Annotated in this window: 17 protein-coding genes and 1 pseudogene; 15 read left to right on the forward strand and 3 right to left on the reverse strand. The window is 31.5% G+C overall.

Annotated features, from left to right (window positions below; genetic code table 11):
* Together C7954_RS13705 and rpiA are read left to right on the forward strand one after the other, a co-directional pair.
* Positions 1-1,124 (forward strand): hypothetical protein (locus C7954_RS13705; RefSeq protein ID WP_166667711.1); only part of this gene is annotated, 1,124 nt, incomplete at its 5' end.
* Between the two features lie 213 nt (positions 1,125-1,337).
* Positions 1,338-2,009 carry a ribose-5-phosphate isomerase RpiA gene (rpiA, locus tag C7954_RS10200; RefSeq protein WP_089716964.1) on the forward strand — a complete coding sequence of 224 codons (672 nt, stop codon included), beginning with the start codon at positions 1,338-1,340 and terminating at the stop codon, positions 2,007-2,009.
* Between the two features lie 202 nt (positions 2,010-2,211).
* Here the strand turns inward: rpiA and C7954_RS10205 are convergent, their stop codons facing one another.
* The 3 genes from C7954_RS10205 to C7954_RS10215 all read right to left on the reverse strand — a co-directional run bounded on the left by C7954_RS10205 (position 2,212) and on the right by C7954_RS10215 (position 3,639).
* Positions 2,212-2,736 (reverse strand): permease, encoded by a 525-nt coding sequence (locus C7954_RS10205; protein ID WP_089716963.1) that lies wholly within the window; start codon positions 2,734-2,736, stop codon positions 2,212-2,214.
* The gene (locus C7954_RS10210) at positions 2,736-3,215 is read right to left on the reverse strand and encodes a hypothetical protein (RefSeq protein WP_089716962.1); all 480 of its coding nucleotides are present in this window, start codon (positions 3,213-3,215) and stop codon (positions 2,736-2,738) included. Before C7954_RS10210 ends, C7954_RS10205 begins: the two co-directional genes overlap by 1 nt.
* 184 nt (positions 3,216-3,399) lie before the next feature.
* Positions 3,400-3,639: a glutaredoxin family protein gene (locus C7954_RS10215; RefSeq protein WP_089716961.1), complete on the reverse strand. Its 240-nt coding sequence runs from the start codon at positions 3,637-3,639 to the stop codon at positions 3,400-3,402.
* 239 nt (positions 3,640-3,878) lie between these two features.
* Here C7954_RS10215 and C7954_RS10220 point away from each other — a divergent pair, with 239 nt between their 5' ends.
* From C7954_RS10220 to C7954_RS10280, 13 genes and pseudogenes are all read left to right on the forward strand, one after another.
* A complete protein-coding gene (locus tag C7954_RS10220; RefSeq protein ID WP_089716960.1) occupies positions 3,879-5,012 on the forward strand; it encodes a M23 family metallopeptidase in 1,134 nt (377 codons plus the stop codon).
* A gap of 569 nt (positions 5,013-5,581) precedes the next feature.
* Positions 5,582-7,987, forward strand: coding sequence for a glycyl radical protein (locus C7954_RS10225; RefSeq protein WP_089716959.1), 2,406 nt, complete (start codon positions 5,582-5,584; stop codon positions 7,985-7,987).
* Positions 7,988-8,096: 109 nt separating this feature from the next.
* Entirely contained in the window at positions 8,097-9,029 is a 933-nt protein-coding gene (locus C7954_RS10230; protein WP_089716958.1) for a glycyl-radical enzyme activating protein, read from the forward strand.
* Positions 9,030-9,393: 364 nt separating this feature from the next.
* Complete coding sequence (locus C7954_RS10235; protein WP_089716957.1) at positions 9,394-10,146, forward strand: glutamine amidotransferase; 753 nt, start codon at positions 9,394-9,396, stop codon at positions 10,144-10,146.
* Between the two features lie 17 nt (positions 10,147-10,163).
* Complete coding sequence (locus tag C7954_RS10240; protein WP_089716956.1) at positions 10,164-11,444, forward strand: ArgE/DapE family deacylase; 1,281 nt, start codon at positions 10,164-10,166, stop codon at positions 11,442-11,444.
* Between the two features lie 111 nt (positions 11,445-11,555).
* On the forward strand, positions 11,556-12,293 hold the full coding sequence (locus tag C7954_RS10245; RefSeq protein WP_166667712.1) for a GntR family transcriptional regulator: 738 nt from the start codon (positions 11,556-11,558) through the stop codon (positions 12,291-12,293).
* 162 nt (positions 12,294-12,455) lie between these two features.
* On the forward strand, positions 12,456-13,379 hold the full coding sequence (locus tag C7954_RS10250; protein WP_089716954.1) for a substrate-binding domain-containing protein: 924 nt from the start codon (positions 12,456-12,458) through the stop codon (positions 13,377-13,379).
* Between the two features lie 196 nt (positions 13,380-13,575).
* Positions 13,576-15,084 (forward strand): sugar ABC transporter ATP-binding protein, encoded by a 1,509-nt coding sequence (locus tag C7954_RS10255; protein WP_089716953.1) that lies wholly within the window; start codon positions 13,576-13,578, stop codon positions 15,082-15,084.
* Positions 15,084-16,067, forward strand: a complete 984-nt coding sequence (locus C7954_RS10260) for an ABC transporter permease (protein WP_089716952.1) — start codon at positions 15,084-15,086, stop codon at positions 16,065-16,067. Before C7954_RS10255 ends, C7954_RS10260 begins: the two co-directional genes overlap by 1 nt.
* A gap of 14 nt (positions 16,068-16,081) precedes the next feature.
* Positions 16,082-16,924 carry a BtpA family protein gene (locus tag C7954_RS10265; protein ID WP_089716951.1) on the forward strand — a complete coding sequence of 281 codons (843 nt, stop codon included), beginning with the start codon at positions 16,082-16,084 and terminating at the stop codon, positions 16,922-16,924.
* 28 nt (positions 16,925-16,952) lie between these two features.
* Positions 16,953-17,873, forward strand: a complete 921-nt coding sequence (locus C7954_RS10270) for a carbohydrate kinase family protein (RefSeq protein WP_166667713.1) — start codon at positions 16,953-16,955, stop codon at positions 17,871-17,873.
* A 233-nt stretch (positions 17,874-18,106) separates the two neighbouring features.
* Positions 18,107-20,255 (forward strand): annotated as a pseudogene (locus C7954_RS10275) (heavy metal translocating P-type ATPase).
* A gap of 14 nt (positions 20,256-20,269) precedes the next feature.
* A complete protein-coding gene (locus C7954_RS10280) occupies positions 20,270-20,650 on the forward strand; it encodes an ArsR/SmtB family transcription factor (protein WP_134059915.1) in 381 nt (126 codons plus the stop codon).
* Positions 20,651-20,653 lie beyond the last annotated feature (3 nt).

The following is a 20,653-nucleotide window of genomic DNA, read 5'->3' on the forward strand; positions in this document are numbered from 1 at the left end:
ATATTGACGAATTAGAGGTAGCTACACCAAATTATGATGGTAAAGCTATGCCTCATTTAAGCGGTTTCCCACCCCAGGGAGGATATAATTTTGACGAAGATCACGATCAAGAAATAGAAGGGAAAACCCCTGCTACAGACGAATATTTCCTTTCTGAAATCGATGGCTGGAAGACTAAGCGTGAACGCGGAGAAAATTATGTAATGAGTGCCTTAGGAACCTGGGCTGATCAGATGGACACATACGAAGAATTGTTTGTAGGCATGACTGTAGACGAAGTTGAAGAATGGTTTGCTAACTATACCGATCAGAATGGTAGACCAATAAAAGCAGACAGCGAAGCTTATTCAGAATTAAATGATGATGAGCAGGAAATGCTGGCTGATGTAACTTCAGGAGCCACAATGAGTTTAAGTGATGGACATGGTTATTTTATTAAAGCTATCAAAAAAGCTTATGAGAACCGTTTTGCTGTAGAAAAAGCAGAAGAAGCTGTATCCTTTGGTTTTGGTCTTGACCACAATGGTCGTATCGGACCTGGAAAAGATAATACAGGAACTCAGGTCTACAGTTTTAATAATGTCTTTGTTAATACTCTATTTAATGAAAAGGGAGAGATTGTGTCAATTTTTATTGACGAATTAGAGGTAGCTACACCAAATTATGATGGTAAAGCTATGCCTCATTTAAGCGGTTTCCCACCCCAGGGAGGATATAATTTTGACGAAGACCACGATCAAGAAATAGACGGTAAAACCCCTGCTACAGATGAATATTTCCTTTCTGAAATCGATGGCTGGAAGACCAAGCGTGAGCGTGGCGAAAACTATGTAATGAGTGCCTTAGGAACCTGGGCTGATCAGATGGACACATACGAAGAATTGTTTGTAGGCATGACTGTAGACGAAGTTGAAGAATGGTTTGCTAACTATACCGATCAGAATGGTAGACCAATAAAAGCAGACAGCGAAGCTTATTCAGAATTAAATGATGATGAGCAGGAAATGCTGGCTGATGTAACCTCAGGAGCTACAATGAGTTTAAGTGATGCTCACGGTTATTTCATTGAAGCAATTAGAGCATCTTATGAAAATAGAATAGATTTAAATCTAAATATAAAGTAGAAATTTAGCTTTTAAACTACAATTGAATATTAGAAGCGGCCGGTTAATGCTGGTCGCTTTTTTGTGTTAAAAAGTTGATTATATATTCCAATTTTGATAGAATTTAATTCGAAAGCTGATTATTTTTTATGAATTTTTGATTTTAAAAATAATTTTTCAATAGAAGAAATATTAGTTAAACTTCACTTAATTTAAATATAAGGAGAGATTTTAATGAAAGCGAAAAAATTGACAGGAGAAAAGGCGGCAGAATATATAGAAGATGGGATGATAATTGGTTTGGGCACAGGCTCAACCGCCTACTATGCAATTAAAAAAGTTGGAGAATTAGTTCGAAATGGTCTTAAAATAAAAGCAGTACCAACCTCTAAAGAGACTGCAGAACTTGCAGCAGCCGAAGGAATAGAATTAATAGAGCTGGCAGATGTTGAATCATTAGATCTAACTATTGATGGGGCAGATGAAGTTGATCCAGATTTTAATTTAATTAAAGGTGGTGGTGGAGCATTACTGAGAGAAAAAATAGTTGCCTCTGCTACTGATAAACTGATTATTGTGGTTGACGAATCAAAACTGGTTGAAAATCTTGGTGCCTTTCCACTCCCAATAGAAATCACACCTTTTAGCTGGCAGTATACTCAGCGAATGATCGAAAAATTTAGCTGCAGCAGTAAACTAAGAAAAAAAGATGGAGAAGTTTTTATAACTGATAATGGGAATTATATTTTAGATTGTGATTTTGGTAAAATTGAAGATCCTCTAAAAATTTCTGTTGAATTAAATAAGCTGCCTGGAGTAGTGGAAAATGGTATTTTTGCTGAAATGGCTGAGATAGTTGTTGTTGGCTATAATGATGGTCATATTGAAGTTTTAGATAAAGAATAGATTTAGTTTGATTAGAGGCGCTAAGATATCCTCATGATGTCCTTAGTTAGAATTTAAAATAAGCAGCAGAAATATTATAAGTTAAAGATTAAAAAAAGGGAGACTGCAGTTAAGATGCAGCTCCCTTTTAGCATATAAATATTTAGAGTTAAGTCAATATTTTTAGTTTTATTAATCTTAGATAATTTTAAAAAGAGTTTCATTAAGCAGCATCTGAAATATTAGCTAGATCCTTTTCAGCAATCATTTTTTCCATTATAATACTGCTGATAATAACCAAGGGGATTGAAACCAGCCAGCGAATAGCTGTAAAAGAAACTCCTACATAACTTGCTTCAAAAAGTGTCATTGGTATTCTGCAAACTGCTGCAGTTCCGATATAACTAAATATAATTCTGGGGCTGGCTCCTTTTTTATATAAAGCAGAAGCAACGGGAAATGCCACATATAACCCACCTACTGTTGTACTGGCAAGGACCATAGCCCAAAAATAGGCTAAAAATCCAGAATCTTCTCCTAAATGTTTCTCTATTATTTTTTTATCAACCCAGACATCAAAAAGCCCAATTAAGATAAAAACAGCAGGGACAAATTTAACCATAGTTAAAAAGAAAGAATAAAAGTTATCAAAAACTCCATGGGCTATGCTTAAATCTAAACTAAATCCTATAGCCATTAGAATACTAAATATAATAAACAGCCAGTAATCTTTTAAATGAGTTTTCATTAAATAAACAGCTCCCCGTAAAACAGACCAATTACAATAGAAACAATAACAGCCATAACTAAAGAAATGATATTTCTAATGACAGTTATTTTAAGGCCAAAGAAATCTTTTTCGACCGGATAAGTAACAATTCCAACCATCATTAAAGTAGTAGTAAAAGCGGCTATTACAGTATAACTAACCCCTTTTTCTAATAAAATACCGGCTAATGGAAAAGCAACAAAACCAGGCATGAAAGCAACTGATCCTAATCCTCCAGCAATTGCTACTCCAATTGCACCAGAACCATCACCTAAAAATCTTAAAATTAATTCATCAGAAACAAAATACAGTGATAATGCAACTAAAATTATCATATTCAAAAATACTGGTGAGTTTTTTCTTATTTTTTTTAGACCAAGTTTTAGTCCTTTAATTGTTTTTTCTTTGTCGATCATAAATAATACTGCAGTTAATGCAGCTGTAAAATAATAAACCATATAGTTTTGTTTTTAAAATTAATTAAAAACAATTTCCCCCTTTCAAAATTTAATTCTTTAATAAGTATAATAGTGATGAAATATAATTTCTATGCGCTAGCTCACATAATATTCGAAAAAACAAATATAAGCCGCTGATAAAAGCGGCTTGAGTATTAGAGATAATTATTTATAAGTTCAAATTTTAAATAAGATTACTTTTAAGCCAATTTATAATGTCACTAGATTCATATAAAGGCTCACCATCGATAAATAAACAAGGAACTTGTCTTTTTCCGCCAACTTTGATCAATTCTGTTTCTGCAGCTTCGTTTTGATTGATATTTTTTAATTCAATTTCTTCTAAATCATGTTTATCAATGAATCGTGTGACTTTTCTGCAGTAAGGACAGGTTGGATAGTAATATAGAACTAAATCAAACATTTTATCATCCTTTCGTTAAATCTAATATCTTTCCTTAATTTAATATTTCTATCTTAAACTACAGAATCCTTGTTAAAAAATCAAATTTAAATTTAATTTATAAAAATTTTCTATAAATATAGTCGAATTTCCTCAAATTTTGTTTTGATAGTCTTTAATTTATCACTAAATTCTGTTATAATGTTAAATGGATAACATTTTTGATACTTTATTATGAATGGCATAAAGGTGGAGAAAAAATGCGCAGACGAGAACGCTTAACAGGTTTTTTAATCATTTTCATATTGCTTACTTTTTCAGCCTACAGTAATTCAATGAATGTAGGTGGAAGAATGCTTCAACCAAATCATCAGTCTAATTCTAACAACCAAACATATGAGTCAAATAATAATTTTGAAGATAGGAAAATAAGCAAAAAGAGTGATATTAATTATAAATTGGATTCAAAAGAGAAAACAAGTCTAGAAACAGAGACTATAAATAAAAATAAAGATTCTGCTAAAACAGATCTTTTGAACAGCAGAGATAGTAAAATTGAAAATGAATTAGCTTCAAAGCAGGATAATCGCGATCTTAAAATAAATAATCACCGAGAAGAAAATAATAACGATGGAAAAGAGGAAAGTTCCGAAATAACTTTTGCTGAAGTTGAAAGAAAGCCCTTAATCAAAAGAGTAAAGGTACATAGAGTTAAAAGTGGCGAAACTCTCTGGGATATTGCCCATCAGCATAATCTAAATATTGATTCGCTAATTGGAGCTAATAATATCAGTAATATGAATAGTATTAAACCTGGGCAAGAATTTAAAATTCTACCAATTAAGGGGATTATCTATCGTGTTTCACCTGGTGAAAGTATTGCCAGTATTGCCAGTAAATTTAATATTAAAGCTGAAACTATAATGAAAGATAATAATATAAAAGATTCTTCTAAATTGAAAATTGACCAGAATTTGATTTTAAGAGGTGCAAAACCAGAATTTAGTTATCAAGACCGTTTAGACCAAAAATTCATGTATCCAATCAACACCAGGATCACATCATATTATGGTCCACGTTGGGGTAGAATTCATGAAGGAATTGATTTTGCAGCTCCAATGGGTAGTCCAATTAGAGCGGTAAGTTCTGGAAGAGTAGTTTATAGCGGTTGGGCTAGTGGCTATGGCTATGTTGTTATTATTGAACATCAAAAGGGATTAAGAACTCTTTATGCTCATAATTCTAAATTATTGGTTAGAAGTGGAGAATCTGTTGGTAGAGGTGAGGTTATTTCTCGATCAGGAAATACTGGTAATTCGACTGGACCACATCTCCATTTTGAAGTTCAGGTTAATGGTCGTCCTGAAAATCCTTTAAATTATATTCATCGTTAAATGTTATTAAAAGTTAATAGAACTAATTAACCCCGCTAATTATTTAGTGGGGTTTTATTTCTAATTATATTTGCAAATATTTGAATTTATCTATATTGTTATAAAAGTGTGAAAATACTTGACAATGACGAATAAAGATTATATAGTATTGTTATAAGGTTATTTTGTCATAACTTAATTTGTAAATAATTTTAATTATGAGTAAGTTGATTGATTATGAATTATTAAAACCAACAATGTCAAGCTAAATAGCTTATTTTTATGATTTGCAGAAATATTTGTCGAATCAAACCAAAACATTATTAAATTCTCTTAATAAAGTTCTCTTATTATAAAATATCGAAAAATTCAGATAAAAAATGGATTTTTTAAAGGAAAAATATAATTTTTACTAAATTATTTAATTGAGTAGGATATATGTAAGAGATAAAAATTTGGTATAGGAGAATATTTAAGAGATAAACTTAATTTAAAAAGGGAGGCGATTTTTGATAACTAAAATTTTCTAGAAACACTTTTAAAAATCACATCTTAAATCACAACAAAACAAACTGGAGGTTTAATTATTAATGAAAGCAACTAAAAAACTAAAATTTTCTTACCAATTACCTGAAAAAGCTCCGAGAATTGATACTTTATTAGATGATTTAATGTCAGTTACACCAGAAATTGACCCAGAGCGTGCTGTTTTAATTACAGAATCTTATAAAGAAAATGAGTCATTACCAGTAATTAAAAAAAGAGCTAAAGCATTAGAAAAGATTTTAAAAGAAATGAACATAGTTATTCGAGATAATGAACTTATTGTGGGAAATCAGACTACTAAACCTCGAAGCAGTCCTATTTTCCCTGAATTCTCTAATAAATGGTTATTAGATGAATTTGATACTCTAGCAGAAAGAGATGGAGACAGATTTTTAATTTCTGAAAAAACAAAAGAAACTCTAAAAGAAGTTTTTGACTACTGGGATCAAAGTACTACTAATGAACTTGCAACTTCTTTAATGACTCAAGAAGCTCTAGAGGCTATGGATGCAGGTGTTTATACTGTTGGTAATTATTATTTCAACGGTGTAGGACATGTTTGTGTATCTTATGATGAAGTTTTAGCAGAGGGTTTCAATGGTATTATTGAAAAAGCTAAAGCTGCTAAAAAAGAATTGAGTTTTGGTAATCCTGATGATACTCCAAAAAGACATTTTTTAGATTCAGTAATAATAACAGCTGAAGCTGTTATAGAGTTTGCTGGTCGTTTTGCTGAAGAAGCAGAAAAATTAGCAGAAAAAACATCTGATAATAAAAGAAAAAAAGAATTACTAGAGGTTGCTAAGAATTGTAGAAATGTACCTGCTAATCCAGCTTCGACTTTTCATGAAGCACTGCAATCATTTTGGTTTGTACAATTAGTTTTACAGCTTGAATCTAATGGACATTCGATTTCACCAGGACGTTTTGACCAATATATGTATCCGTATTTAAAAAAAGATTTAGATAATAATGAAATCACTTTAGAAAAAGCTCAAGAGTTACTAGATACACTCTGGGTAAAATTTAATGATATAAATAAAGTTCGTGATCAGGCTTCCACTGATGCTTTTGGTGGTTATCCTATGTTCCAGAATTTAATAGTAGGAGGACAAACACCAGGTGGTCAAGATGCTACAAACCTACTATCGTTTATGTGTTTAGAGGCAACTGAACATACTAAAATGCCTCAGCCTTCAATTTCTGTTAGATACTGGGATAAAAGTCCGGAAGAATTCATGATGAAAGCTGCTGAAACTACTAAAGAAGGTCTCGGTATGCCAGCTTATTATAATGATGAAGTAACAATCCCTTCTTTAACAAATAGAGGTTTAACACTGGAAGATGCTAGAGATTACTGTATAATTGGTTGTGTCGAACCACAAAAAATGGGTAAAACTGAGGGATGGCATGATGCAGCTTTCTTTAATATGGCTAAAGTCTTAGAATTAGCTTTAAATGATGGGAAAGATCCGATGCAAGATTATAAACAGTTGGGACCAAAAACAGGTAAAGCAAGTTCTTTTGAATCATTTGATGAGGTAATGGATGCTTATAAAAATCAAATGGAATACTTTGTAGAACTATTAATTCATTCTGACAACTGTGTGGATTCTGCTCATGCTGAAAGAGCACCACTTCCCTTCCTTTCTTCAATGGTAGATGACTGTATTGATGAAGGTAAGTCAGTTCAAAACGGAGGCGCTCACTACAATTTCACTGGGCCTCAGGGAGTGGGAGTTGCAAATGTAGGTGATTCTTTAGCAGCAGTGAGAAAATTAGTCTTTGAAGAAAAAGAAATTTCTATTGAAGAATTAGAAAATGTACTAGCAAATAATTTTGATGGTCATGAAGCATTGCGACAAAAATTACTTAACAATGCTCCCAAATTTGGTAATGATATTGATGAAGTTGATGAATTAGCAAGAGAAGGGGCTTTAATTTACTGTAAAGAGGTAGAAAAATATGAAAATCCTCGCGGAGGTTCTTTTCAGCCAGGTCTTTATCCAGTATCTGCAAATGTACCTTTAGGTGCTGCAACAGGCGCCACTCCAGAAGGAAGACTAGCTGGTACACCTCTTGCAGATGGTGTTTCTCCTGTTGGTGGACGTGATCAAAATGGGCCAACTGCTGCAGTTAATTCAGTAGCAAAATTAGATCACCATATAGCTTCCAATGGTACTTTATTAAATCAAAAATTCCATCCTTCTGCTTTAGAAGGAGAAAATGGATCTCGTAACTTAAATGCTTTAATTGGTAGCTTTTTTGATCAGAAAGGATTCCATATCCAAAATAATGTGGTTAGTGGTGATGTTTTACGAGAAGCTCAAAAGAATCCAGATAACTATAAGAATTTAGTAGTAAGAGTAGCCGGTTACAGTGCTCACTTTGTTTCGCTAGATAAATCATTACAGGATGATATTATTTCAAGAACTGAACAGTGTTTCTAAATTAAAACTACTAAATACTAGTAATTGAAAATATCTAAATTTCTCAGGGTGACTAATAAATTTATTAGTTATCCCTGAGCTTAATTATACTATATTGAGGTGATAGACTATTAAAAAAATTAATTATAATTCAGATAAAAAAGGAATATACTTTGATATACAGAAATTTTCTGTTCATGACGGTCCTGGAATTAGAACAATAGTGTTTCTTAAAGGTTGTCCTTTAGATTGTCCTTGGTGTAGTAACCCAGAATCAAAGGATAAAGATCCGCAGATAATGTTTAATCCTAATTTATGCATTGACTGCAAAAAATGTATAGAAATCTGTCCTAATAATGCAGTTGATTTTAATCTAAGGGGAAGAATAGTTAGAGATAAATGTAATTTATGTATGGAATGTGTTGATCATTGTTATTCGAAAGCTCTTTCTATTGAAGGGATTGAAGGGAGTGTAGAAGAATTATTATTTGAGTTAAATAAAGATAGAATTCATTATCGTCGTTCAAATGGAGGTATTACATTTTCTGGTGGGGAAGCTCTTTATCAATCTGATTTTCTTTTAGAATTATTAAAAGGTTGTAAAGCAAATGGCTGGCATACTACAATTGAAACTGCCGGATATTATCCAAAAGAAACTTTAGAAAAAATTATCCCCTGGACTGATTTATTTCTTTATGATATTAAAATGATAGATGATGGTAAACATAAAAAAGTAATAGGTGTATCTAATAAAAGAATATTAGCAAATGCAAAGTTTGCAGCTGCAAGCTCTGCTGATTTGGTTGTAAGAACCCCTATTATTCCAGGCTTTAATGATGATAAAGAAAGTGTTAGTGAAATTGCAGAATTTGCGTTAGATCTAAAAGGAGTAAAAAGAATAGATATTTTGCCTTATCATAGACTAGGAGAAGATAAATATTATGGTTTGGGTCAAAAATATCAAATGAAAGATATTGAATCACCTTCAAATGAAAAAATGGAACAGATAAAAGAACTAATTATAAAAAAAGGTATAGACTGTACAATTGGAGGAGTGGAATAGAGTATAAAAAAGTATATCATAATTTGTTTTGATGGCAATTTTTGCATTTAACTGCAAAAGATTGTCATCTTTTTTTGTTAAAAGAATACTTATTATACTCTTCAAAGATAAAATAATCAAGCGGAATACCCATAGCTCAAGTTGAAGCAAGAGGAAAATTGATAAGTTATATGTGGAGAAAAAGAAATTAATTATGAATCAAAATGGCTGGTTCTAACTACTAATTATATTTCAAATGTTTGGATTTATCTAAATTGATAAAAGAGTGCGAAAATTCTTGACAATAACAAATAAAAATTATATAGTAATGTTATAAGGTTATAACGTTATTTTGTCATAACTTAATTTGAAGAGGAGTGAAATTATGAGTAAAACAAAAATTTTATTTGCAGGAGAGTCTTGGCACTCAAATATCACTGAAGGCAAAGGTTTTAATTTTTTTTCAATAGGAATCTATGAAGAAGCTGTAGAATGGATTAGAAAAGCTTTAGATATAGATGAATTTGACTTTGTTTATCTTCCATCACACAGGGTTCCAGTTGAATTTCCACATTCTGAAGAAGAACTAAATAAATTTGATGTTATAATTCTAAGTGATGTGGGCGCAGATTCATTACTTTTATCACCAGATACATTTCAAAAATCACTAAGAATGCCGAATAGATTAAAATTATTAAAAAAATATGTAGAGAAAGGTGGTTCCCTCTGCATGATTGGTGGTTACATGACTTTTCAAGGAATAGATGGAAAAGGTCGATATCATAATACAGAAATTGAAGAAATATTACCTGTAAATATTTCTGCTTATGATGATCGCCAGGAGGTTCCCGAGGGTTTTAATTTAGAACTTGCTGAAAAATCACACCCTATAACAGAGAATCTTCCAGCAAAATGGCCTTATTTCTTAGGATATAATAGATTAAAACTAAAAGAAGATGCTAAACTTCTTGCTGAGTATGATGGAGATCCTATTATCGCAGTTAGAGAGGTTGGAAAAGGGAGAACAATGGCTTTTGCTTCTGATTGTGCCCCTCACTGGGCTTCACCAGAATTTTGTGAGTGGGAGTATTATTCTGTATTCTGGCAGCAGGCTGTAAGATGGTTAAGTAATAATTAAGAAATGAGGAAGAAATAATGAATTCTAAAAAAATAATTGATTATATTGATCAAAATCGTGAAAACTTTATAGAATTTCTAAAAAAATTAATATCTAAAGACACAACAAATATTAACCACGGTATCGATGGAGGTCATGAATTAAATGGTCAGGAAATAATAATTTCTAAATTTAAAGAGTTAGGATTAGATATTGAAACATTTGAACCAGAAAATAAAAAACTAAAAAAATATGCTGAAGCTTCCTTAGGTCATAACTATCAAAATAGACCAAATGTTGTTGGAGTTTTAAAAGGCAAAGATAGCAAAAATCATAAGTCGATTATCTTGAATGGTCATATTGATACGATGCCTTTTAATAAAATTGATCAATGGTATTCACATCCTTTAGAACCCAAAATAATTGACAATAAATTATATGGACGAGGAGCTTGTGATATGAAGGGTGGATTGGCAGCATTAATTTTAGCAGTTGAATCTTTAATTAAATGTAACTGCGATATTAAAGGTGATATAATTTTAGAAAGTGTTGTTGATGAAGAAGGTGGAGGTAATGGAACTTTAGCCTGTATTGATAATGGTTATAAAGCTGATTTAGCAGTTGTAGCTGAACCAACCGAATTAAAGATAATGAGATCTCATATGGGTTGGGTATTTTTTAAAATGGATGTTGAAGGTAAATCACTACACTCTGGGTTGAAATGGCTAGGAGTTAATGCAATTGAAAAAACAATAAAAATTATTAATGGTTTAAAAGAATTAGAATCAGAGTGGCTTTTAAAAAAGAGGAATTCTATTTTACCTCCTCCAACTATAAATTTTGGTACAATAAATGGTGGCACAGCTGGTTCAGTAGTACCTGACAATTGTAGAGTTGATTTTGGTGTTCATTTTTTACCAGAAGATGCTGATTCAAATGGTTTAGGATCAATTGTAGAAAGAGAGATAATTGATAGAATTAAATTAATTTCAAATGGTGATCAATGGTTAAAAAATCACAAACCTAAATTGAAAAAATATCAAGAAGGCAGTCCATTTGAATTTAAAAGCGATGAGGATTATTTAAAGGTATTTAGCAGTAATTTTGAAAAAATTAGAGATAATGAAAAAGCAGTAATTGCTGGGTCTGAATATGGTTGTGATGCTAGATTATTGCAAAATTATTCCAAAGTGCCGACATTGATGTTTGGACCTGGAAGTATTAAGCAAGCGCATGGTATAAATGAGTATTTAGATCTTGATCAATATCTTGATTATATTAAAATAATGGCCCTCAGTATTATTGAATTAAACAATTAATTTAATTATAAAAATATTATAAATATATTGACATTCTACCTAAAATAGAGTACTATATAAACATAGAGACGTTATAATGACATGATAATTAAATTTTGGGGGCGTTTACTTATGAGAGTTGATAGAAATGATCATTTACCATTATATATTCAGTTAAAAAATATAATAGAAGAAAAAATAAAAGAGGAAGATTTAAATCCAGGAGATATTATTCCATCTGAAAAAGAACTTCAGCAGGAGTTTGGAGTTAGTAGAATTACAGTAAGACAGGCAATTAAGGAGTTGGAGAATGAAGGCTTAGTTAAGAAAAAGCAGGGTAAAGGAACGTTTGTTTCATTTCCTAAATTGTCACATGAATTACCTAACTTAACAAGTTTTACAGAAGATATAGAAGCTAAGGGTTTAAATCCCGAATCAAAAATCATTAGTATCGAAAAAACAATTGATGCTGAGGTAGCTAAGAAGCTGGGAACAGATTCTCAAACAGTTTTTTTAAATATTAAAAGATTAAGACTGATAAATGAAGAATCTGTAGGTGTTCATGATTGTTATTTAGATACAAATATTTTGAATAAAAAAGCGGTAGACGAAATTAAAGAAATGGATAATGAAAGTTCATTATATGATATTATAGAAGATTATGGTATAAATATTAGTTATGCTGATGAAACATTAGAAGGTGGAATTTCTAATTCATATATCAGTAATCTGCTTGGGATAAAAAAAGAATTCCCACTATTAATTTTAGAAAGAATAACTTGTACAGATAATGATGACCCTTTTGAATTTGTTAAGATGTATTATAGAGCTGATAAATATAAATACTCAATCAGATTGAAAAGAAACTAAACTTAAAAGTTAATTTATATGCAGATTAATTTTTAAGTTAATCTGGATATTTATTATAAAGCAATATGTTTATATAGTTTAGTCAATTTAATTATAAACAAGGAGGGGATAAATTTTAAATTTTTTAATTTTTCAAACAATAAAACTAAGAGGAGAGATACTATGAAAAAGAAAATATTAATTTTGTTATTAGTTAGTTTTATGATTTTGGGCATGAATATCTCAGTGGCAGCTCAGGATGACCAATTAACTGTTGGAGTTACAACTGTTACATTAAGACATCAGTTTTTTATTGATATTGATGAAGGGATAAAAGAAGCAGCGGCAGAACATGGTGTGGAACTGTTTACAAATGATCCTAATGTAAATGCTCAAGAACAGGTATCTGCAATTGAAGATTATATGGTTATGGGTGTAGATGGGCTTATAGTTATCGGTACAGATCCTGCAGCAATTGTTCCAGCAGTAAATGAAGCAGCTGAACAAATGCCTGTTGTAACAATTGATATGAAATTAGAGACTGACAAAGTTGATTCATTTGTTGGTACTCTAAATGAAGATGCTGGAGAGCAGTTAGGTCAGTATACTAAAGAATATATTGAAAATGAATTAGGTGGAGATGCTAAAATAGCCATAGTAAGTTGGTTAGAATCAAATATTCAACAGCAGAGAGTTGCTGGTTTTGAAAAGGCATTAGAAGGAATGGGAAATGTTGAAATTCTTCAACCACAGCCTGGTTATGATAGAGAGGAATCCATGAATACTGTGGAAAACATTTTACAGTCTAATCCTGATGTAGATATTATATATTCTACTGCTGAAAATAGTGTTCTTGGTGCAAAATCAGCACTTGAATCAGCTAGAGCAGAAGGTGTTAAAATTGTAGGTTTTGACCTGACTCCTGAGGCAGCAGATGGTATCAAAGATGGTATTATTTTAGCTATGATACAGCAGCAGCCAAAAGAAATGGGAAGAAGAGCTTTAAATGCTTTAGTTGAAAAGATTAATGGAAATGAAATTGATCCTTTAATTCCAGTTCCAGTATTATTATATGATGAAAATAATGTTGATGAGTTCTTAAACTAAACAAATAAGTTTTAATCCTTACTTAGTGGCAAATTATCTGGCGATGATTAAATGCCACTAAGTAGGATTTATAAAATCTCACAAATAATATATTCTCTAAAAATATATTAAATCCTTCAATTAATTATAAAAAAGGGAAAGTTAACCAAATTATAATTAAAAGCAAATATATTTACAAAAAAGATAGGGTGAAATTATGGATAATGAAATATTAAGGTTAGAAGGACTATCTAAACATTTTCCAGGTGTTAAAGCCTTAGATAATATCAGTTTTGATTTAATAGAAGGTGAAATTCATGCACTTATTGGCGAAAATGGTGCAGGAAAATCAACATTGATAAAAGTTTTGACAGGTGCCTATCAAAAAACAGATGGTAAAATTTTTTATAGAGGTACTGAAGTTAAAAATCTTAGTCCTACAAAATCTAAAAATTTAGGTATTAGTGCAATTTATCAAGAACTTACTTTATTTCCAGAATTAACTGTGTCTCAAAATATTTTTATGGGTAATGAAAGAGTTTATAATAAAAGCAACCTTGTAAATGACAAAGAAATGACGGATGAAGTCAGAAAAATATTTAAAAAGATAAAACTGAATATTTCTCCTGATACATTAATTAAAAATTTAAGTATTGCTCAACAGCAGATGATAGAAATTGCACGAGCTATTTCTTTAGATGCTGATATATTAATTATGGATGAGCCGACTTCTTCAATTAGTAACAAAGAGACTGAAATTTTATTTGAAATAATAGAAGACTTAAAAAATCAAGGAGTAACAATTATTTATATCTCGCATAGATTAGAAGAAATTTTTGAGATTGCTAACAGAGTAACTGTTTTAAGAAATGGTAAAAATATCAAAACTCTTGAAATTAATGAAATTAAAGATAAAGATCAACTTGTAAATTTAATGGTAGGAAAAGAAGTTACAGATTTATTTCCCAAAAAAGAAGTTGAAATCGGTGAAACTATTCTAGAAGTTAAAAATCTATCTTATCAAGATAAATTTAAAAATATTAGTTTTAATTTAAAAAAAGGTGAAATTCTTGGGGTTGGTGGACTTGTAGGAAGTCAAAGAACTGAAGTCATGGAAACATTGTTTGGTTTAAGAAAATTTGATGATGGAGAAATAATTTTAAAAGGAAATTCTGTAAAAATATCAAATGCCCAAAATGCAATTGACTTTGGCTTAGGACTAATTTCTGAAGACAGAAAGGCTACTGGAATTATAAAAACTATGAGTGTTAAAGAAAATATTACTTTACCCGGATTAGACTTAATAGATAGAAAATTTAATGTTTTAATTGATAATAAAGCTGAAGAAATTGCCACTAAATCTTTAGTAGAAAGACTACAGGTTAAAACGCCTTCATTAAAACAAAAAATTGATAAATTAAGTGGAGGAAATCAGCAGAAAGCAATTATTGCAAGATGGATTTTGTTGGCTCCAGAGATTTTAATTATGGATGAGCCTACCAGAGGTATTGATGTGGGAGCAAAATCTGAAATATACGAACTTATGGGTGAATTAGCAAAAAAAGGAATTAGCATAATTATGATTTCATCTGAAAATCCTGAATTACTAGCAATGAGTGACCGAATTATGGTCATGAGAGAAGGGGAAATATCAGGATTTTTAGAGGGAGAAAAACAGACAGAAGAAAATATTCTCAAGCTTGCCTTTGGAGGTGTGGTTAATTAATGAATCAGTTAGAAAATAAAATATCATTTCAAGATAGAATAAAAAGTTTTTTTGGTGAAAAAGGTAGTGCAGCTTTAGGGTTAATAATATTATTTGTTTTTATGACTTTTATGTCAGATAGATTTTTAACTTTTTCTAATTTATTAAATGTAGCAAGACAGGCATCTATTAATGGTATTATTGCTGTAGGTATGACTTATATTATAATTACAAAAGGTATTGACCTTAGTGCTGGAGCCTTAGTTGCCTTAACAGGTACGGTTGCAGCAGGGTTAATTGTTAATATGGGTCTGCCAATTATTGTAGCAATTATTTTAACTTTAGTAGTTGGATCTTTAGTGGGAGCCTTTACAGGAGTTATGGTTTCTAAACAGAATATACCCCCATTTATTGTAACCTTAGCACTTATGACTATTTTAAGAGGTTTAAGTTTTGTTTATACATCTGGAAGACCAATTTATGTATCAAATGAACTATTCAGAGTAATTGGTAGAGGCTATATTGGTCCAATTCCAATCCCAGTTATTATTGCAATTTTTATTGGGGTCATTGGTCATATTGTTTTAAAGAAAACTAAATTTGGTAGACATATTTATTCTGTTGGCGGTAATGAAGAAGCAGCAAGGCTTTGTGGTGTAAATATTGATAAGACATTAATTTATGTTTATACTTCAGCTGGATTCTTAACAGCAATAAGTGGAATCATTCTTGCTTCTAGACTCTCTACTGGATCTCCAAATGCTGGTGATGGTGCAGAACTTGATGCTATCGCTGCAGTAATATTAGGAGGTACAAGTTTTGCAGGTGGAATAGGTAGTGTATCGGGTACATTTATTGGAGTTGCAATCATTGGTATTTTAGGAAATGGCCTAAACTTATTAAATGTTTCTTCATACAATCAGATGATGGTTAAAGGTTTAGTAATTTTATTAGCAGTATTGGTTAATAATATAAAATTGAAAAAGAAAAATATAAGTAGATAAAAGGGGAGAATAAAATGGCTGATATAGGTATTTTACCAAAGAAGAAGAATGAAATAAAAAATATTTTTGGCAAAAAAAAGGCGATTATTGGTATGATTCATACTAAACCATTACCTGGTGCTCCGCGCTATAATGGAGAAAGCATGCAAGAGATAATAGAGTTTTCAATCAATGATGCTCTAGCCTTAAAAGAAGGTGGAGTAGATGGTTTAATGTTTGAAAATGCCTGGGATGTTCCATTTTCTAAGCCGGAAGATATAGGTTATGAAACAGTTGCTGCTTTAACTGTTCTAGCAAATGAGGTGACTAGAGAAGTTGATTTACCTTTCGGTTTTAATTTCTTAGCAAATGGAGTAATTCAATCTTTAGCAGCGGCAAAAGCTACAAATGCAGACTGGGTCAGATGTAATCAGTGGGTCAATGCCTATGTAGCTAACGAAGGGATTTTAGAAGGGGCTTCGGCAGAAGCTATGCGTTACAAAAAAATGCTGCAGGCTGATGATATAAAAGTAATGGCTGATGTCCATGTTAAACATGGAAGTCACTCAATTGTTGCTGATAGATCACTTGCTGAACAGACAAGAGATAATATATTTTTTGATGCAGATATTTTAATAGCTACCGGGAGTCGTACTGGAGATGAAACTTCATTAGATGAGTTAGTTGGAATAAGCAATAATACTCAGCTTCCTGTTATAGTTGGTAGTGGTATTAATGATGACAATGCAAAAAAGATTCTGGAAATTGCTAGTGGAGCAGTTGTTGGCTCTTACTTAAAAGAGGATGGAGTTTGGTGGAATCCTGTGGATGTAGAAAGAGTAAAAAGATTAATGGATATAGTAAATAAATTAAGATAGATCTTATATGGAAGAGGGTTTATATTTAATGAATTCTAAATTTGATGTAATATGTTTTGGTGATATCAATGTAGATTATATAGGGAGAATGGATAGGCTTCCTGAAATAGATGAAGAATTGCCAATACATAATTTAGAAAAATTTTGTGGCGGTGCAGCCACAAATGTCGCTGTATCTTTGTCTAGATTAGGGAAAAAAACAGGATATGTAGGAAGTATTGGTGATGATTCGAATGGTAAGGAATTGCTTGAACGTCTTCAACAAGAAGGGGTAGATGTATCAAAAGTTAATAAAAAAGAAGGTTATTTATCTGGTACAGTTTTTGCTATTATAGATAATGATGGAGAAAGAAGATTACTAAGTTATTTAGGAGCAAATCTTCAAACAAAAAAAGAAGATTTTGATAAAAACTATATAAGTAAAGCTGAAATCTTACACATGAGTAATCCTTTGTTATCTGTTGTTCCTACTTTGCTTTCTTATGCTAAAGAAAATAACTTGATTGTTTCGTTTGATCCTGGGACATTAATTTCTTCAAAAGGTTTAAAAGAAATAGAATATATTTTGAAAGAGACTGATATATTATTTTTAAATAGAGTAGAATATCATGATCTAATTAAAAATAGTGAAAAAGGTTTGGATATATTTTTAGAACTGGGATGTAAAATGGTTGTTTATAAAAAGGGCAAAGAAGGTAGTTTTTTAAAGACCTCCAGTGGGAAAGAAATAAATAGCCCCGGTTTTAAGGTGAATGTTATTGATACAACTGGTGCTGGAGATGCATTTGCTGGTGGATTTTTAACAGCTTATTTAAATAAATTAGATTTTGAAAATATTATGGAGTTTGCAAATGCTGTTGCTGCAATTTCTGTAACAAGAAAAGGTGCGAAAGAAGCACTTCCAAAAATAGAAGAAGTGTATGATTTTATTAGAGAAAATAAAGATTGAGAATTGAAAATTTGATTAAAAAAATAAGAGTAATAAAACTGCAGATAAATATCTGCAGTTTTATTGTTAGTTTGCCTGGCATGAATATTTGCTAATCAGTGCAAGTCTGATGTGGAGTTATGAAGTTTTTTATTTCTTATATCTTGACACCTCTCAACAAATATTCTATAATTAAAGCATGAAACATTTGAATAATTGTTCATATATAATAAATAAAAAATCAGAGGTGGAAAATGCAGAATACAGTTGAAGAAAAAAATAATGAAAAAGAATTTGAGCTTGAAGGTTTAAATTGTTCAAATTGTGCCATGAAAATTGAAGATCAGGTCAAAAAACTTGATGGAATGGACAAAGTTGAACTAAATTTTGCGACTTCTACTTTAAAAGTAGCGGCTGAAGAGGCGAGATTAGAAAAGAGCCAGGACGAATTGCAAAAAATTTCAGATAGAATAGAACCAGGAGTTAAGGTTAGAGATAAGTCAGAAACGCAAGCAGAAGTTGGTGTTGAGGGATCATCACTTAAATCATATCTCTGGCAGAAAAAGAATATATTTATTGGAACTTTATTTTTTATCTTTGCCCTAAGTTTTTCTCATTTAAATATTTTTAAAGGCAGTATCTTAAGCAGCCTAGCTTTACCTGCCTACATAACAGCATATTTTTTAATCGGCTATCCAGTTCTTAAAGCTGCCGTTTTAAATATCGGGCAGGGACAGATTTTTGATGAAAACTTTTTAATGGTTATCGCTACAATAGGTGCTTTTGGAATCCAGGAATACCCAGAAGCAGTAGCGGTTATGCTTTTTTATATGGTAGGAGAACTATTTCAGGAAAGAGCTGTTAATAATTCACGACGTTCGATAAAAGATTTGATGGATATTAAAGCCGAATTTGCTAATTTAATTAAAGATGAAGAAATTATCGAAGTTAAACCGGAAAATTTGAAAGTTGGAGATCTAATTGCTGTAAAGGCTGAAAAAAATTCCAGTAGATGGTAAAGTAGTTAGTGGAGAAAGTGCTCTTGAAACCTCTGCTTTAACCGGAGAATCAATGCCTAAAGATGTTGTAGAAGGTGACCAGGTTTTAAGTGGAATGATAAATTTAAATAAGCTGATTACAGTTCGAGTGACCAAAGAATATAAGGATTCAACTGTAAAAAAAATATTAGAACTTGTAGAAAATGCTAGTTCTAAAAAAGCACCAACAGAGCAGTTTATCAGCAAATTTGCCCGTTATTATACACCATTTGTTGTTTTTACAGCTGTGTTAGTCGCTGTATTACCACCACTTTTAACCGGAGCTGCCTTTAGCCAGTGGTTTTATCGTTCTCTAATATTTTTAGTTGTTTCCTGCCCTTGTGCCCTCGTAGTTTCAATTCCGCTTGGCTTTTTTGGTGGTATTGGTCTGGCATCAAAAAATGGAATTTTAGTCAAAGGAGGCAACTACCTGGAAGCTTTGAATGAGCTGGATACCATAGTATTTGATAAAACTGGTACTATAACCGAAGGTGATTTTAAAGTAACTGAGGTTAATATTGAAAGCAATCACAGCCGTCAAGAAATCTTAAAAATAGCTGCTGAAGTAGAACAGTTTTCTAATCATCCAATAGCTCAATCAATTGTTAATGCAGCTGATAATTATCAAAAACACTCAGCTGATAGTGATTATCAAGAGATTTCAGGTTCAGGTGTTAAAGCTGTTCTTAATAATAATAAAATTTTAGCAGGAAATGAAAGACTTATGGAGAAAAATAATATTAACTTCAAAAAAGTTAAGAGTACTGGAACTGCTGTTTATTTAGCCAAAAATGGAGAATTTTTAGCTTCGATTGTCATTTCTGATCAGCTAAAATCTGATTCTGTCTCTGCATTTTCAGCGCTTAAAGACTTAGGAATTAATAATTTAGTGATGTTAACCGGTGATAATCAGGCAACAGCAGCTGAAGTTGCTTCTAAACTGGAGCTTGATAATTTTTATGCAGAATTGCTGCCGGATCAGAAAGTCACTAAAGTTGAAGAACTATTAAAAAAATCAAAAAAATTAGCCTTTGTTGGTGATGGAATAAATGATGCACCTGTACTAGCTCGTTCTGATTTAGGAATAGCAATGGGAGGCCTTGGCTCTGATGCAGCAATTGAAGCAGCAGATGTTGTTTTAATGACAGATGAGCCTTCGAAAATTGTTACCGCTTTAAATATTGCAGCTAAAACTAAGAAATTAGTCTGGCAAAATATCATAATGGCTCTTTCAATTAAAGCTGCAGTTATGATTTTAAGTATTTTTGGTATGGCTTCAATGTGGGCTGCAGTATTTGCAGATGTTGGAGTTGCATTAATGGCGGTATTTAATGTAATGAGAATTTTAAAGACAAAAGATATTTAATTGGAGTGGATTTTATGGCAGCAGAACTTAAAGAAAAAGCAATGTGTGATATTTGTGAAGTATTTAATCCAAATAATCAGGTAGTTAAAGTGATGAAAGAAAAAAAACTAACTGATGAAGTAGTTTATGATTTGGCAGATTTGTTCAAAACAATGGGGGATCCAACTAGAATCAAAATTCTTTATGCCCTTAAAGAAAGAGAACTCTGTGTTTGTGACCTTTCCGAACTGCTGGATATGAGCTCTTCTGCAATTTCACATCAGCTTCGAGTACTAAGAAACAATAAACTGGTTAAGTATCGCAAAGAAGGTCGTTCGGTTTATTATTCACTCGATGATGATCATGTGATGTGCCTTTTTGGACAGGGACTTGAACATGTACTTGAAGATAAATAAAGT

It is taken from the genome of Halanaerobium congolense (genome assembly GCF_004366375.1).
Taxonomy (GTDB): Bacteria; Bacillota; Halanaerobiia; order Halanaerobiales; family Halanaerobiaceae; genus Halanaerobium; species Halanaerobium congolense.